At 60.0% G+C, this 15,567-nt stretch carries 9 protein-coding genes; 2 read left to right on the top strand and 7 right to left on the bottom strand.

Annotated elements, in window-relative coordinates:
• Positions 1 to 35: 35 nt before the first annotated feature.
• Complete coding sequence (locus N5D61_RS09460; protein ID WP_108237347.1) at positions 36 to 698, top strand: toluene tolerance protein; 663 nt, start codon at positions 36 to 38, stop codon at positions 696 to 698.
• On the opposite strand, the gene N5D61_RS09455 is transcribed toward N5D61_RS09460, so the two are convergent.
• The 7 genes from N5D61_RS09455 to N5D61_RS09425 all read right to left on the bottom strand — a co-directional run bounded on the left by N5D61_RS09455 (position 689) and on the right by N5D61_RS09425 (position 9,153).
• Positions 689 to 1,915, bottom strand: coding sequence for an O-antigen ligase family protein (locus tag N5D61_RS09455; RefSeq protein ID WP_158541436.1), 1,227 nt, complete (start codon positions 1,913 to 1,915; stop codon positions 689 to 691). The two genes, N5D61_RS09460 and N5D61_RS09455, sit on opposite strands and share 10 nt — an antisense overlap.
• Complete coding sequence (locus N5D61_RS09450) at positions 1,912 to 2,796, bottom strand: glycosyltransferase family A protein (RefSeq protein WP_108237551.1); 885 nt, start codon at positions 2,794 to 2,796, stop codon at positions 1,912 to 1,914. The genes N5D61_RS09455 and N5D61_RS09450 overlap by 4 nt, the downstream gene beginning before the upstream one ends.
• Positions 2,797 to 2,952: 156 nt before the next feature.
• Positions 2,953 to 3,909, bottom strand: a complete 957-nt coding sequence (locus tag N5D61_RS09445) for a glycosyltransferase (RefSeq protein WP_279892254.1) — start codon at positions 3,907 to 3,909, stop codon at positions 2,953 to 2,955.
• Positions 3,910 to 3,979: 70 nt separating this feature from the next.
• Positions 3,980 to 5,389: a PIG-L family deacetylase gene (locus N5D61_RS09440; protein WP_279892422.1), complete on the bottom strand. Its 1,410-nt coding sequence runs from the start codon at positions 5,387 to 5,389 to the stop codon at positions 3,980 to 3,982.
• Entirely contained in the window at positions 5,386 to 6,282 is an 897-nt protein-coding gene (locus N5D61_RS09435) for an antimicrobial resistance protein Mig-14 (RefSeq protein ID WP_279892253.1), read from the bottom strand. Before N5D61_RS09435 ends, N5D61_RS09440 begins: the two co-directional genes overlap by 4 nt.
• The gene (locus N5D61_RS09430) at positions 6,282 to 7,412 is read right to left on the bottom strand and encodes a glycosyltransferase (protein WP_279892252.1); all 1,131 of its coding nucleotides are present in this window, start codon (positions 7,410 to 7,412) and stop codon (positions 6,282 to 6,284) included. Before N5D61_RS09430 ends, N5D61_RS09435 begins: the two co-directional genes overlap by 1 nt.
• The gene (locus N5D61_RS09425) at positions 7,396 to 9,153 is read right to left on the bottom strand and encodes a carbamoyltransferase (RefSeq protein ID WP_279892250.1); all 1,758 of its coding nucleotides are present in this window, start codon (positions 9,151 to 9,153) and stop codon (positions 7,396 to 7,398) included. The genes N5D61_RS09430 and N5D61_RS09425 overlap by 17 nt, the downstream gene beginning before the upstream one ends.
• 338 nt (positions 9,154 to 9,491) lie before the next feature.
• Between N5D61_RS09425 and N5D61_RS09420 the strand changes: the two genes are divergently transcribed.
• Positions 9,492 to 15,551, top strand: coding sequence for a membrane-targeted effector domain-containing toxin (locus tag N5D61_RS09420; RefSeq protein ID WP_279892248.1), 6,060 nt, complete (start codon positions 9,492 to 9,494; stop codon positions 15,549 to 15,551).
• The last annotated feature ends 16 nt before the right edge of the window (positions 15,552 to 15,567 follow it).

Raw genomic sequence — 15,567 nt, 5'->3', positions numbered from 1 at the left:
GAGGTATCATGGCGGCCTTTTTCGAAGGAGCCCGCATGCGCGCACTCGCCTACCCTGACTACCAAGCCTTACGCAAAGATGCCGAAGTCATCGAGGCCGATGCTTTTGGAGACAAGGTCTTGCGCCTGACCGATGGCAACTTCATGAAGCTGTTCAGGCGCAAGCGACTGGTGTCGTCCGCTGCGCTGTTCCCCTACGCCAAACGCTTCGCGAACAACGCGTCGACCCTGCACAAGCGCGGCATTCCCTGCCCCGATGTGCTGGAAACCTACCGGGTAGGGGAAATAGCCCGTGACGTGGTTCATTACCGGCCACTGCCGGGTCGAACCCTTCGCCAACTGATTGCCGAACCTGGGTATTTCAACGATGAGGCTTTGCTGCGCAAGTTCGGCCGGTTCGTCGCAGAACTGCACAATCAGGGTATTTATTTCCGTTCGCTGCACCTGGGCAACGTCGTCATGACCCCGGACAACGAATTCGGCCTCATCGACATCGCTGACATGAAGACGCTGCGTCGCCCATTGCGTAAAAGCCTGTGCCTGCGCAACTTCCAGCACATGCGCCGCTATAAGGGAGACCATGCGTGGCTACTGCAAAACCACGGCGACCTCTTCTTCGAGGCCTACATTGAACACAGCGCCCACGCATGGGAACGCCAGGTACTCGTAGAGCACCTAGCACGTGCGGATCAGGTCTGACGCTCGATCGAGCGCTCCTTTTTTTCCGACTTACCGAGACACAGCGAAAGCACGAACGGCATCCAGACCACCATCCACATCGCACGCGCACGGCCGAAAACGGTGAAGACGTCGAACTGCACGGCCACCGTCGCGAACACCCAGATCATCAGAATCGCCATCCCCAGGCTTTCCGTCCGGTGACGCCATGCCCGAAAGCCCAGCCAGAGCCAGAGCCAGATCCAAAGCGCGGCAAAGGGCACCCCGTACTGAATGGCCGTGTCCAGAATCAGATTGTGGCAATGGCCGAATACCACTCCGCCCGCGCTCACTTCGTAGTCGCTGCTCAGGCCGATCCCCAGCCATGGGCGCTGCTGAATCAGCTCGACAGCGCCTTTCATCAGGATCAGCCGCTCCGAGTCGCCGCGTTGCACGATCGAAGGTTCGAAAATGGCCAGGGCTGCCGCGGCCACCAAAGCCACGATCGCCAGCGCACGATAGAAACGACCACCGCCCAGCAGCACGACTACGCCAGCGACGGCAATCAGCGACACGATGGACCCACGACTGCCGGTCATGATCACGAACGCCACTGAACATGCTTGCAGGATTGCCCAAACAACACGGGCACTCAGCCGTTGCGGCCACCATGTACAACTGAGCACCACCAGCGCTGCAATCGTGTAACCGGCTGGGTTGGGGTTGTCCATGAAGCCGCCAAACCCGAACATCCGGTCGATCCCGCGCATCGGATAGGCGATCAGCGCGGCCAACGAGTAAAGCCCGGCAAGCGCGCCCCAGAGAATCATCATGCTTTGCAGCGGCTTGTTGAATGTGCGCCCCCACACGATCCAGCCAAGGATCAGCATGAGGAAAAACAACTCGCGTTTGATGATGGTCAGGTAGCGCTCGGCATCGGCACTCCAGCTCAGCGACACCAGCGACCAGACAAATAGCAGCAAGAAAAGCCAGAGCTCACGGCGATTCAAAACCGTATGACGGAATTCGTGGAAGTAGCGCACGATCAGGTACAGGCATGGCAAGTAAACGAATGCCGTCAGCAGCCAGCTGTAAAACTTCATGGTCGGTGTCAACAGCACACCGGCGACGCTCCAGAACAAGCCCAATGCGAGCAGCAGGCCCCCGGGGCCCAGATGATTCGAAATCTCCCGCCACTGCGCGGTGACTTGGGAATAAACGCTGCTTACCGACCGCTTGTCCTGTAAAGGCTGACTCACTGTGCACCCTTGGGTTTGCCGTATTTGAAAACAAAGTGCCTGAATCTCTTCCATGTCAGGCGATTCCAGCGATGAACCGGAATGCTGGCGAACAGGCCCCGGGCGAATTTCTTGTCGGTCACGACGGACTCTTTCAACGCCTTGTTGATGATCGCCAGACGCCCCGCTTCGTAGGCCGGATTGTCGCGGTAGGCCTCGATGACTTTCAGGTCGTAGACGAGTTGGCTTTTGTACGCGGTTTTGGAGATGTTGGTGGCGTGCCGGCGATACAGCGTGACTCGATCAGGCAGAATGTCGACCTGATAACCGGCCTGGGCGATTCTCAGCGTCATCTGAAAATCCTGGACCTTGATGGCCGGGTCGTACCCGCCGACATGATCGATCGCCTCACGCCGGTACATTGCCACCGGAGCCCCGACCGCATAAGCATCCGCCAGCAACTGGTCGAAGCTCCAGCGCTGCACGGACGATTGCCGGGCGACCTTATGCTTGATCGGACGACCGATCGAGTCGATGTAGATGACCTTTGCACCCAGCAGACCGACTTCCGGATGTTCCTGCATGTAGCTGACCTGCCGGCGGATCCGCCCGGCCAGCATGATGTCGTCGGAGTCATGGGTAACGATGAACTCGCCCCGCGCATGGCTGAGCGCCAGGTTGAGTGCAGCACTGACGCCCATGTTGGGCTGCTGGTAAAACTGGAAACCGTGCAAGCGCTGCAACGCTTCGATTTTCGCGGCGCTGCCGTCGGTGGAGCCGTCGTTCACGACGATCAGCTCAAAATTGTCGTAATCCTGCGCCAGAATGCTGCGCAGGCATTCCTCGATGTACAACTCGTGGTTGAAACACGGCACCAGAATCGAGACCAATGGCCATTTCATATCCGCAATTGACCCTTGGCTTTGCATAACACCTTCGATGACCGCATGCACAGGGAGCGATCAGTATCGCGTCGACCTGGCTTTAACAGCAAAAACGTTTGAGGGCAGTCTGTTTTCAAATGAGTGTCGTTATAGGCGCTGGCTAAGCCGTTCAATTCAGATCCCCAGTGCTGCGCGCAGCTTCTGGAAACCGCTCATGGGTGGTTGCGGGCGAAGCGCAGGTTCGAGTTCTCGCACGATGCGGGCACCGATGGCCTCGAAACTGAACTGAGACACTGCCAGATTGCGCCCGTTGACCGCAATACGCGCGGCCAGATCCTGATCCTGGCGCAACATGGCGAGTTTCGCCTGCAACTGCGGAATATCACGGTAGAACACCACATTGTCCATGTCCTGCAGACCCAATGCGCGATTCTCCGCCTCTCCTTGATCATAGGCAAACAGAACGCAGCCACAGGCCATCGCTTCGAAATTCTTGATCATGTATTCGCCCATGCCGACATCGGCACTGACGAAGAAACGGATACGGTTCAGTGTGTCGCAGTATTCCTCGCCGGACTTGGTCCGGGTGACCACCAGGTTCTCGACCTGCCCCAATTCGTCGAGCAATGCCTTGCGACCGCTGTATGCCACGCTGTTGGTGCTGCCGACGAATGCCAGCTCGATATCCCGCTCGCGCCGCTGATCGCTGAGCAATGTCTGGTCGTACCCCTTGGGCACGAACACGGCGTCGAATCCTTCACTGCGCAGGCGGTCACTGACCACGAAACCCGAACTGAGCACGCGCACCCACGGCATCTTGCGGTAATGGGCGCTGAACTGGCCGGTGTATTTGCAAGGGATGTAGTTCTGGTAGGCGTCGTGTTCGAGGATCACCAGGTTGGGCACCGTGCGGATGAAGCTCGCCTGACGAATTTCCTGCTTGAACCGCAGAAAGAATACGATGCGGTCGTACTTCGAAACATCGACATGCTGTCGGAAATAGCGGCGCAAGTGGCGCTGCTCGTCGGAGGTCAGCCAACGCAGGTCGCATTCGCAGTGTGCTGCAACGCCCTCATAGAGGCGGTCCAGAATGGCGCGCTGCTCCTTCTGGACAAGAAATAGAACCTTCATCGGCTTCCTTACAATACCGGATCACTCACAGCCCGGCCCGCTCACATCCTTAAACGGACTTCAAGGGCCATCAGAGCTCTCTGCGCCAGAACAGCTCGTGTCGACGCACGGCCTTTCTGAAAAATTCGTTTTCACCCTCGGCAGGCCACCGTCGACTTGCCAAGCGCTGTTGCAGCCATCGTCGCACACGACGCTTGAGCGGCGGAGGGGGCAGCAGGTCATGCATCATACCCAAGGCCATGGCCTTGTCTCGCTGTTGTTCTTCACCAAGCTCGATACTGTAAGGCACCAGCGGTTGGGATGCATCAAACACCGGTGGCAATGAGACACCTGTCTTTGCATCACCCATCGGCCAGCGATCGTTATCGTGAAGATGGTTGGCATACCCCAGCACCACACTCGGCTGCCAGGCAAGCCCGTCCAGCGCTTCGAGCACGGCGGCCTGGGAGCAGACGTGGTCGGGATGGGGGTCGATCGTCGCGTGCGGCATGACCAAGACCTGAGGTTTGGCATGGAGGATGACCGCCCGCAGATCTGCGATCAGGTTGTGCCAGGTCGGCGCTCCGTCTACGTCGCCGGGAAGCGGCATCGTATTGAACTGCCGGAAAACTCGCGTATCGGCCAAGTCGGCTTCGCGAGAGGCAATCGGCTGATCGGGGGCGGCCTGCATCGCCGGGAGCTGAAGGCAGAAATAGCCCAGTTGCACACACCGTGACTCGGGCACACCCGCCCAACGTGGAACGACGATACTGTCCCAGGCGCGCAGGCGACCTTTGGTCCTGGCGGCTTCAGCAGGGCTCATGCCCATGCGCTGGTAGTGCTCGGCTTCAATTTCGCCCGCCGTCAGCGTCACGATCCAGCTTTCGTCTGCCTCGCTGTACAGCCCAAAGGCGGCCAGCTCCGCGTCGTCGGCGTGCGGGGCGATCACCATCACCCGCTGCCGACGTGCATCGTCCTGCCGGAAAGCCCACAACCGCGGCTGGCCTTCGATGCTGCAATAACGCCCACGCACACGAAGCGAGCCCTCGTTCAGTGCGGCGTGAAACCCGGTCAGGTTCAGGTAGCGCAGGCCATCAACCCCACGTTCGAAGGCTTGGCGGTCGTGCAAAGAGCCGGCACTCAACTCGATGCAGGGATCCAGAAAACATCCCAGCCAGGAGCGCTTTATCGACAGCGCCAGGACCACCGTGTCATCGCCCGTCAAGACGCGCGAGTGATCGCATGCGAGGACATCGCCCTGCAACGCGACGCCTGCCAGCTCATGCCCTGTCGGGAATTGATATTGGTAGTCGTCACGCGGCGAATAGAACAGGTGATCGGAGAACCAGGCCTCGTGAGCGACCCACCCCAGCACCGCCAGAATGAACGGCAGCCACCAGGCAATCAGCAGCCCCACGAGGATCAGCACCACCAGCGCGACCAGCAACGCCATCCGTTTGTTGCGACGGTGGCGTTTGAGCAGTTCCTGTTTGCGACTCAACTGTGAAATACCGGCACGGGGTTGCACCAACGATCCTTGTATTCACGATCGGCGCGACCAAACGAAAAACGCAGCGCTTTGCCACGAGCCCGTGCATCCTCCCAGGCACTCTGGGTATTGAGGAAACTCAACACACTGCCGGGGCTGAAATCACGGGTTTCGGGGTCGACGCCGCCATTGATGTACTCGACGCTGATCCACTCGCACGCTTCCACGCGGTACACCAGTTGAATGGCGATCGGCGCGTCGTTCAGGAACACCACCGAACCGATCAGCAACTCGCGGAGCAATTCGATGACGTCTGCCATACGTTCGGCACCGGTTGCCGCGAAGCCCCAGCGGCGCTGGAACAAGTCGCAGTACATGCGCGCGATGTCGGCACTGCTGAAGTCGGTGATGGGACGCACCACGCCGCCCGCCTCTTCCAGCAAACGCAATTCGCGTCGCTGGTTGTAGCGAAACTTCTTGGACAGGTCCTCGGGGGCCCGGGCCATGGCAAGGGCTTCGGCCTGCGGCTTGAGCGTGGCGATACGGCCCTGATTGAGTTCCGAGAGGTAGCGAGCCTGATGACGTAAAGGCACCTGAGCATCCGAGGCAGCCGGCAGGATCAACTCTGCATTGCCCAGATCGAACAGGCCCTTTTTGCCGTTTTTCTTCAATACGTCCTTGGACAGCGCCAACGAGCGCCCCCAGGTCGGGATCGCGGCTTTCAATTCGCCGTCGCGCTCCCAACCCAAGTAGCGCACAGGAAGCCCGGCCAGCGTTGCGAGCCGCTCGACCACCATGGGGTACGTGGCGACGCTGCCCCCGTAACGCTGCCAGACTTGCTCGTACGCCGAGGCGTCGATCACCGTCCAGCCACGTTCGCGCCAGGCTTGAAAGTGATTGAGCATCAGGACTCCGTCGTCAGGTCGGTGACCTGCGGCAAGCGCCAGAAGACACTGCGCACAGACTCGTCGGAGAAGCGCTCGCGCACGCGCTGCAGCATCACGTCAGCGCAGGACTGACGCTGCTCGGCGTCGAGCCGCGAGAGGTGAACCAGGCCTTGGGCCAAATGCTCGGCATCACCGAGCGGAAACAGGATTCCCACGCCCTCGACGACCTCTTTGGCGCCCCCCGCGGCGGTGGCGATGACCGGAACGCCAGCGACCATTGCCTCCAGCAATACCATGCCGAAAGGCTCATGATCGGAACTCAGGGCAAAGGCGTCGAATGCCTTGAAGTAGCGGCTGGCCTGAGGTACTTGGCCCAGCAGCATGACGTGCTGAGCAACACCCAGTTCCATCGCCAGCGCCTTCAGGTCTTGTTCCAGACGCCCCTTGCCCAGAATCACCAACTCGCTGCGCGCAGGGAGATGGGGATGCGCCTGTGCGAAACCGCGCAGCAACGTGGCTTGGTCCTTATCGGGATGCAGCCGACCGACATTGCCGACGATCCAGGCGTCCTGTGGCAGACGAAGGGCTTCGCGGGCCTGCTCACGCGTCAGTTGAGTCTGCGAGAGAGCATCGACATCGATGCGGTTGTACAGCGTCTGGATCCGCCCGGTTGGCCATGTTGGCAGGCAGCTGCGCATGTCGTCTCGCACGGCATCGGACACCCCCAGCAAGCTCAGGCGGGCGCGGAACACCTGCGCAAACAGCTTGCGGCTGCGACGCTGATAGTCGCCAAAAGCGTGGTGAACGCCAATCACGGGCAAACGAGTGGCCAGCAAGGCGATGTAGATGGGCTTGAAACGGTGCGCGATGCAGAACGTGAAAGAGCGGGAGGCAGCGATTTTGCGAAGGTCTCGAATGGCGCCCAGCTTGAGGCCGCGAACGGCCTTTGAGCTGTATTCCATGAACAGCACTTCGTCAGAAGCACAGCCCGCAGCGACATCGGGGTCCGCCGCACCGGTCAGGAATACCGTGGTAACCCGGTATCCCTTGCCGGCGAACAGGCTGGCGTATTGACGTGCACAGTCGAGAAACGGCCCGTCATAGCCGTGGCAGAACTGCAATACATGCCGCTCAGCCGAGCGTGTCATAAGCGTCCGCGCCGTCTTTTACCACCAGGATGTCTTCCATGATCAGGTACTGCAGGTCCGAGCCGAAGAACATGTTCAGGGCGTCGGTGGGCGAGCAGATCATGGGTTCGCCGCGACGGTTGAGCGAGGTGTTCAGCGAAACGCCGTTGCCCGTCAGGTTTTCCAGCGCCTTCATCATGTCGTAGTAACGCGGGTTGTATTCGCGCTTGAGGACTTGGGCGCGGGAAGTGCCGTCTTCGTGGACCACCTCCGGCACACGGATTTTCCACTCTTCGGCCACTTCGAAAGTGAAGGTCATGAAGGGGGCCGGATGATCGATCTTGATCATCTGAGGCGCAACGGTGTCGAGCATGGATGGGCAGAACGGCCTCCAGCGCTCGCGGAACTTGATCTGGTGGTTGATACGGTCGGCCACGCCCTTCACGCTCGGGCAGCCGATGATCGAACGCCCGCCCAGCGCGCGCGGGCCGAACTCCATACGCCCCTGGAACCAGGCAACCGGATTGCCATCGACCATGATTTTGGCGATCTGCTCCGGCATGTTCTCCAGCTTGCGCCATTTTGGCTGACTGGGGTGACGGGCGCAGGCCGCGATCACGTCTTCGTTGCTGTACGAAGGGCCGAGGTAGACGTGTTCCATCTTCTCCACCGGAACGCCCCGCTGATGCGAAACGTAAGCCGCCGCGCCCACTGCCGTACCGGCGTCGCCGGAAGCGGGTTGAACGAACAGCTCCTTGACTTCAGGGCGGGCGATGATTTTCTGGTTCAGCTTGACGTTCAGCGCACAGCCGCCGGCGAAGGCGATCTTGCCGGTTTCCTTGAGGATGTCGCCCAGGTAGTGATCCATCATCTGCAGCGCCAGCTTCTCGAACAGCGCCTGCATGCTCGCCGCGTAGTGGATGTAAGGCTCGTCGGCGATGTCGCCTTCGCGCTTCGGACCCAACCACTCGATCAGCTTCGGCGAGAAATAGAAGCCTTTGCCCTTCTCTTTATAGCGGCGCAGGCCGATGACGTTGGCGTATTCGGTGTTGATCACCAACTCGCCGTTTTCGAAGCTGGCCAGCCGCGAGAAGTCATATTTGCTGGCATCGCCATACGGCGCCATCCCCATGACCTTGAACTCGCCGTCGAGCATTTCAAAGCCGAGGAATTCGGTGATAGCACCGTACAGGCCGCCCAGAGAGTCCGGATCGTAGAATTCCTTGATCTTGTGGATCTTGCCGTTTTCGCCGTAGCCGAAAAACGTGGTGGCGTACTCGCCCTTGCCGTCGATACCGAGGATCGCGGTCTTCTCTTTGAAGCCCGAGCAGTGGTAGGCGCTGGAAGCGTGAGCCAGATGGTGCTCGACCGGCTCGATCTTGACCTTTTTCGGATCGAAGCCCAGTTGTTCAAGGCACCACACGATCTTGTTACGGTAGCGCTTGTAGCGGCGGTTACCCATCAGGATCGCGTCGAGGGCGCGATCCGGCGCGTACCAGTAGCGCTTGGCGTAGTGCCAGCGCGCCTCGCCAAACAGGCTGATCGGGGCAAACGGAATGGCCACGACGTCAACATCGGATGGCTTGATGCCCGCCTGCTCGAGGCAGAACTTCGCAGATTCGTACGGCATGCGGTTCTTTGCGTGCTTGTCGCGCACGAAGCGCTCTTCTTCGGCCGCCGCGACCAGTTTGCCGTCGATGTACAGGGCCGCGGAAGGATCATGGCTAAGGGCGCCGGACAGGCCAAGGATCGTCAATGCCACTAGGGTCTCGCCTCTCAAGTCTGCAACAGGCGTCGTACGCCTGATCAATAAGGTGCGCCTGGCGCGAATGTGCGGCGGGCAGCTAAAGGGCGGGATTATAGCGTAATGAAGTGAGATATGGCGCGGGCTGAACAAAACCGTCCCGCGCGCCATTTACCGCCCCGTCCCGCTCGATTCGAAACCCGCTGACCGCTCCCCCCCCCTGACCGAAATGCGCTGCGTTAACTATATATCGCGCCTCTGTGAGCGAACCGTGATTGATTAGGCCAATGAATCACGCGGGACTACCCGCCATTGCCGCCCTCAGATCAACAGGGCTTATCAAGGAAGACAATCACATGCATCGCATCACCCCAGCCCCCTCCTCGCCCGAGGCCACCCATCGCCAGGCGACCGAGGCGCTGCAACGCCTGAGCCAGTCGGATAGAACGTTGTCAGTTGAACTGGCGCAACTCCCAACGATTACGCAGACCTTGGTCGACGCACTGAACAGCAACGACGCGCCGCTGATCGAGCAAGAAACCGCTGACTTTCTGCAACGACTGGACACGTGGTGGAACGCCCCGAGCCACTCTGGCCTGCGTCGTCGTCAACTGTTCACCGACCATCTGGAAAGCGCTTTGCGTGACGAGGTCATCCTCAAATGCCATGAAGGACGTCTGACGCCTGGCGCTGCCGAATCCCTCACCACGCCCGCCCCCCAGCAAAACGAGGCCACCCGCGAACAGCCGCAAGCCTGTTCGCTTCATGTGCGGCTTGACGAGCGAACCACCGTTGAGATCAGAGGCGCATTGGTGATGAGCCATCCGACCGGCTCAACGCTACTCGCCTTGCCTGGCATCGGCCTGAGTGAATTCCCAACCCTGACAGCGCTGCTGAAGACGCTGGTTGAGTGGCTTAACGACGAGACATTGCGGCGGGTGCTCTTGATCAACGCCGATCAGCGCCATCAAGCGTCCGTTTTCAGCGTAGCCGACGATCAGGATCTGTTTTTGAGCCCCTTCGGCCAGCGCGACGTTGTGCTCCACGTCATCACCGGCGCGCCTTACCGGTTTGCGTTGCAGCGTCAGCTCGAGAAACAGCGTGAGGACATCATTTACGCATGCGGCGACGGCCGACGCACAAATCCGGACCGTCACGCAGAACGCATCACCGACGCCATGCGCATGCACGGCCTGTTCGGTCCTGCATCGATGCTGCAACAACGCGAACGGTTGTTGGCCGAAAGCGCATTGCGCGCAAAGCTTCCGCACTGGGTCAAAATGGCTCCGGCCGCTGACCTGCAAACTTACGTGGGACATCTCAAGCGCTATGACCAGGCCCGCGACGCGCTGTCTAGCGCCCTGAACGGAGCAACCTCGGCCCAAGACTTTGCGCAGATCAGCCTGCGCACCCGACTCGCGAACGACTTGGGTTATGACCTGGATCCCGCAACGATTTTTGTCAGCACTCAGCGCTTGCTGCCTGTCACGGGGGAGCCCTACACCGTCACCCGCTCGCTGCCGGAACTGGCGCTGCACGGTCTTCACCCAAACGATGAGCAGGAAGGCTCGGCGTTTTTGACGCACACCACCCTGCGTCTTAATGACGCCCCGATTGGCAGCCACCATGCCGCACTGACGCCCGCCTACCTCGCCCGAATCATTGACGAGTTGCAACTGCGCATCCACTTTGCCGACTACCAGCGAAGGGCGTACGCCAAACCCGGTCATCAGAAGCTCATGCGCGACGTGCTGCACTTGCAGATCGTGGAGTCTGCGATGGCCGGCAAAATGCAGGGGCACATCAGCGCAACCGATCTCGCCCTCATCGAAACCATCGGCACGACCTCCGACCTCAACGGAACAGGTTTGTGTGTACAGCAACTGAACCTCGATGAAAGCGCCACGCCAGGACGAATCCTGCTGTTCAGAAAGCAGGCCACGCAGAACGAACAGGGCCGGCTGGTCATGTTCACGGCAGACGCGCCGGGTGATCGCCGCGTTTACAGCTTCGCCAGCGAGACTGAGTTGCTGGAGGAGTTGGTCGGTTGGTCCGCACGCCCGCAGATGCGTGAATACCTGCTCAGCCAGTTGCCCGCCGAGCTGCGCCCTGGCATCCAGGCATCACTTGACGCCCTCGCCCTCAAACCGATGCCGGAGCCGCAGTTCCTTCGCCTGACTGGCCTGGCAAATTACGAGACGGCGCTGAGCACCCTCGTGACGCAGACCATCGAGACGAACCTGTCTGACCTGCGCACTCGCACACCGGATTGGTACGTGAACGCGACGGCCGCCCAACGTCAGCAATTGGTTGCCCTTGAGGACGCCGCAGCTGGCGCGATTCGCAACTATGCCGCCAAACCGCACACTCAGGTTCAGGCGTTCGAGGACTACGTTCGGCAGCGAGCCAGCGAGAAAATCAGTCAGTTGCTGAATGTTCCGGCCGGCACCGTCGACCCGGACAGCGTCATCATCCACTCAGAGCGGGAAACCCTGAGCTACACCCGCATGATTCGCAACGGTTACGACGACAGCATCGGCTTTCTCAACCCGTCGGCTGACACCATGGCGACGTTCAGCGGACCGGAAGGCGTCGACCTGAGCCCACTGACACCCGCCCGCGTTGCAGGGTCGGTGCGTGGTAAATGGCTGGCCGATGACTATGCGGCGCTGGTACAACGCTCGCTCCTCGACCCGCAAAGTGCCGGGTATGACTACCGACGCCGAACCAGCACGGCGATCACCCGCTTGCAGATGCAAAGCGCTGCACTGCGCAGCTACCTCAAGGGGCACATCGACGCTGAGCAGTACCAGTGGCTCGACGCAATCATCTGCAAGGTTCAGCGCAGTGATGCCGACACGCGCACGCGCTTCCCGGTGTACCCGCTGCAGATACACATCGATAAGCCATTCATTGCGTCACGCCTGCACCTGCTCGATCAGTTGGTCATCCCCGACACTCACCTGATTCACGTCGAAACCATCCAGGGCTGTTACGTCCTGCTGCCTACCGGCACCCGCCACTCGGCATTGCTGTACACGCCCGAGACGCCTGACGGCATCGAATTTCGTCTGTTCAGTTCCTTCGTCGAGTCGCTCGAGCAGCCCGGCATGATCGACTACTACAAAGACCGCTGCAGGATCGGCATCCGTCGAGTCATGTCGTTTTTCCTCAACGACATGAAAAAAGGCAACGCACACAAAGCGCCCTTCGTACCAAAAAACCCGATCTTGGACTTCGCTCAGACGTGTTTCAACCGCCCCCTTGAGCGCAAGCTGCGAGACGTGGCAGACACCACCACAGGTCGTAGCGACATGCTGAGCCAACTGATCTGGAACAGCGTCGAGATCATTGCCACCGTCATCACCTTGCCGTTTCCTCTGGCTGCGTTTGCGGTAGGCGTCACGCTGTCACTTCGGGACAGTCTTCACGCCCTGCAAGCACTGACGGGCGAAACACCGGAAGACGCCAGCGAGCTGATTCTGGCGGCGATCCTCAACATGGCCGGCGCCGTGGGTGACCTCGATCAAGGGTTGAAGGGCTTCGGCGGGGTGTTGCGCAAACTTGGCAAACACTCCAGACCCGGCATGGGCCCTGCGTTTAAACCCGAAGCCGTGAGAATGAGCGCACCGGAAAAGCTCTTCCCTGTCTCGCTGGGGGACGAGCCGTTCCTGGTGGCCAAACCCAACGCGAACGGACACGCCCAAGTGTACCACAACCCTAGCTTCGAAGCCGATGAGGTGTTCCCTACCGGTCATTACGCGACCCGCAACAACACCGGTACCTGGCAGCCGCTAGAAGATCTCCCGACGCAACGCAACGCCCCTCGCGCCGTCGACCTGTCTCTGGAAGGCCTGCCACGAGCGACCGAAGGCCATGCCGCAGGCGTCAGCCTGGCCAACGGTAAGTGCTACATCGAAATGAACGGTTCGAGCTTTCAGGTTCATTACGACACAAGCCTGATGTGTTGGCACATCGTGGACCCTGAAAACCCCTTCTCGTTTTTCGGCCGTCAGCCGGTGCGGCTGAACGAGAAAGGACAGTGGTATACCGTCGAACGCCCGGGGCTGCGGGGTGGTGCTGACCGCGCCACCCCGCACAGCCCTCAGACGAGCGAGTCTGTACCCGTAGGGCTGTCAGCCTATGAGTTGCCGAGAAACCTGCGACCGTACCTCGACGAAATCCTCACAGGCTCCTCGCTCGACCCTGTCGGACTTGGCGTGGAGGTGTATTTGGCCGAACGATTTGCGCAATACCGTCAGACGTTTGCCCAGCTCAGGGAAAACCTCTACCGCGATGCAAATACGTTTTTCTCCAACCCATTGGTCATTCCGCCGCGCCCCTCACTTCCGGCCGTCGACGACGCCAGCACCTTCGCGGGTTTTCTGGAAGACGTCTTCAATCACAGTAATGGCCTGGTGCTCAGTGAGGCGCCTGCGTCCGTCGCCAGTAAAAAACTCTTGATGAGCCACATGCAGACGCTGGTCGATCAGCGCGTGGAGGTGCTGTACATCCCTCACGTGTTCACCGACAAACACAAGGCCAAGCTGGCGAAGCATCACGCCAAAGGTTCGCGCGTACGCTCCGGTTCCCATGAGATCAAATACCACCTGAAATACCTGAACGGTAAGGCGCTGGATAATCTGAGCCGCGAGTACGATTATTACCACCTCATCAAACAGGCCCATCAGCACGGTATTGAAGTCCGCCCCTTGAGTTCCTCGGTCAGCTATCCGCTGGAGATGCATCCGGTGGCCAGTGCCGTGGGTGACACCACAGCGGGTCAAAAAATGAGCAATTTCTTCGGCCACAAGCTGATCAGCAGCGACGTCAGCGCCCATCCTGCAAAGCGCTGGGTAGCCTTGGTCGACCCCAGAATGGCCACAACCCACGATCAGGTCCCCGGCCTGACGCAGTTGCAAGGGTGTATCAGCGCGCACATCGAGCAAGCTCCAGACGGCTTGGCGACACGCGTCCAGCGTAACGCCGAGCTGGTAGACGCAAGCGCGAGCAGCACAGCCTGTGATTTCAAGATCGAAGTCGGTGACGCCCGCTACGCCGACACGCCTGCTGCGGGTGCCAATACCCCGTTACCCGCTCCCGATTCCGATGCGCTGGTGACGGCCATTCGCTCGCCGGAAGACATCGGCTTCCGCTGGGATGAATTTGCGGGTTGGCGCCGCGTCACCTCTGAACAGTGGCTGGCCGAGCACCCTCCGACCGCTGTCCAGCATTCCCTGTTCGACACCGCCTATAACATGCCTGGGGAAAACCGCGAGGCGATGTTCAAACTCGCCTATTTCAAATCAAAGGGGCTGAACAGCGACTATTTCTTCTTCGATGACGAGTTGACCGTGGTTCAGGACAAGTTCTTTGACCTGCGAGCCAAACTGCGCAACGACGCTCGCGCCATCCTGACCGCGGACCTGCCACCACGCCCAGCCATGCCCGCGCTGGTACCCACGCCGGACAACGCAGAGTTCATCCGACGCCTGTACCAACACACCGATGGTATGGTGGTTGGCGAGTATCACGCCTCCGTCGGCAGCAAGCGATTCATCATCGACCACCTGCCCTTGCTCGCCGAACAACAGGTGAAAACCCTGTACCTGGAGCACCTGCTGACAGACTTGCACCAAGCCGATCTGGATCGCTATTTCGAAACCGGCCAGATGACCAAGCGCCTGCTGCACAGTCTCAAGGCGCTCGACAACGGCCACATGACAGACCCGAGAAAGGTCTACAACTTCGAGCAACTGGTGATCAAGGCACGGGAGCACGGTCTTGAGGTACGCGCCATCGATTGCGCCGCGAGTTATCACCTCAAAGGCCTGCCGGAAACCACCTCATCCACGCGCCAGGAGATGATGAATTACTTCGCTTCGCGCACGATCCGTCAGCATCAGGCAGTGATGGGTAAGCATAGGTGGGTAGCGCTGGTCGGAAACAGTCACGCCAACCGATATAAAAACGTGCCGGGGCTCGCTGAGCTGGAGGGCGCTATCGGTGTACGGCTTGACGACGTGTCGGCCGGGACGTCACGGGGTGTATTCATCGACCCTGGAGAGGATCTGCGACGACCGATGAGTAATCAGACCGAATTCATCAAAAGTGACTTCATGGTGGAGATGGAGAATTTGAACATCCCGCAGGTCGTGCGCGCACCGCAGCCGATGTCGCTGGAGCAGCGTCTGGCAAGACCGGGCCAGTTCGTGACAGAGCAGATCGGTGACACACATTTCATCTGCCATCGTTCCCGGGACCGTGCGATTTACCGCACGCCTGTGCAGGTGAGTGCTCAAGGCAGAGTATTCGTCGACCGCCCGAGCTGGGCAGCCGTGCACTTGCAGCCTTACAACAACATCGATGCGCTGATCATGGCACTGGAGGACATCAACCTGACCCGCGTTGGGTAAGGTTTACACCACAGTG

Origin of the sequence: Pseudomonas sp. GD03842 (assembly GCF_029841165.1) — a bacterium.
Lineage (GTDB): Bacteria > Pseudomonadota > Gammaproteobacteria > Pseudomonadales > Pseudomonadaceae > Aquipseudomonas.
This window is presented reverse-complemented; position numbering and strand designations above follow the sequence as displayed.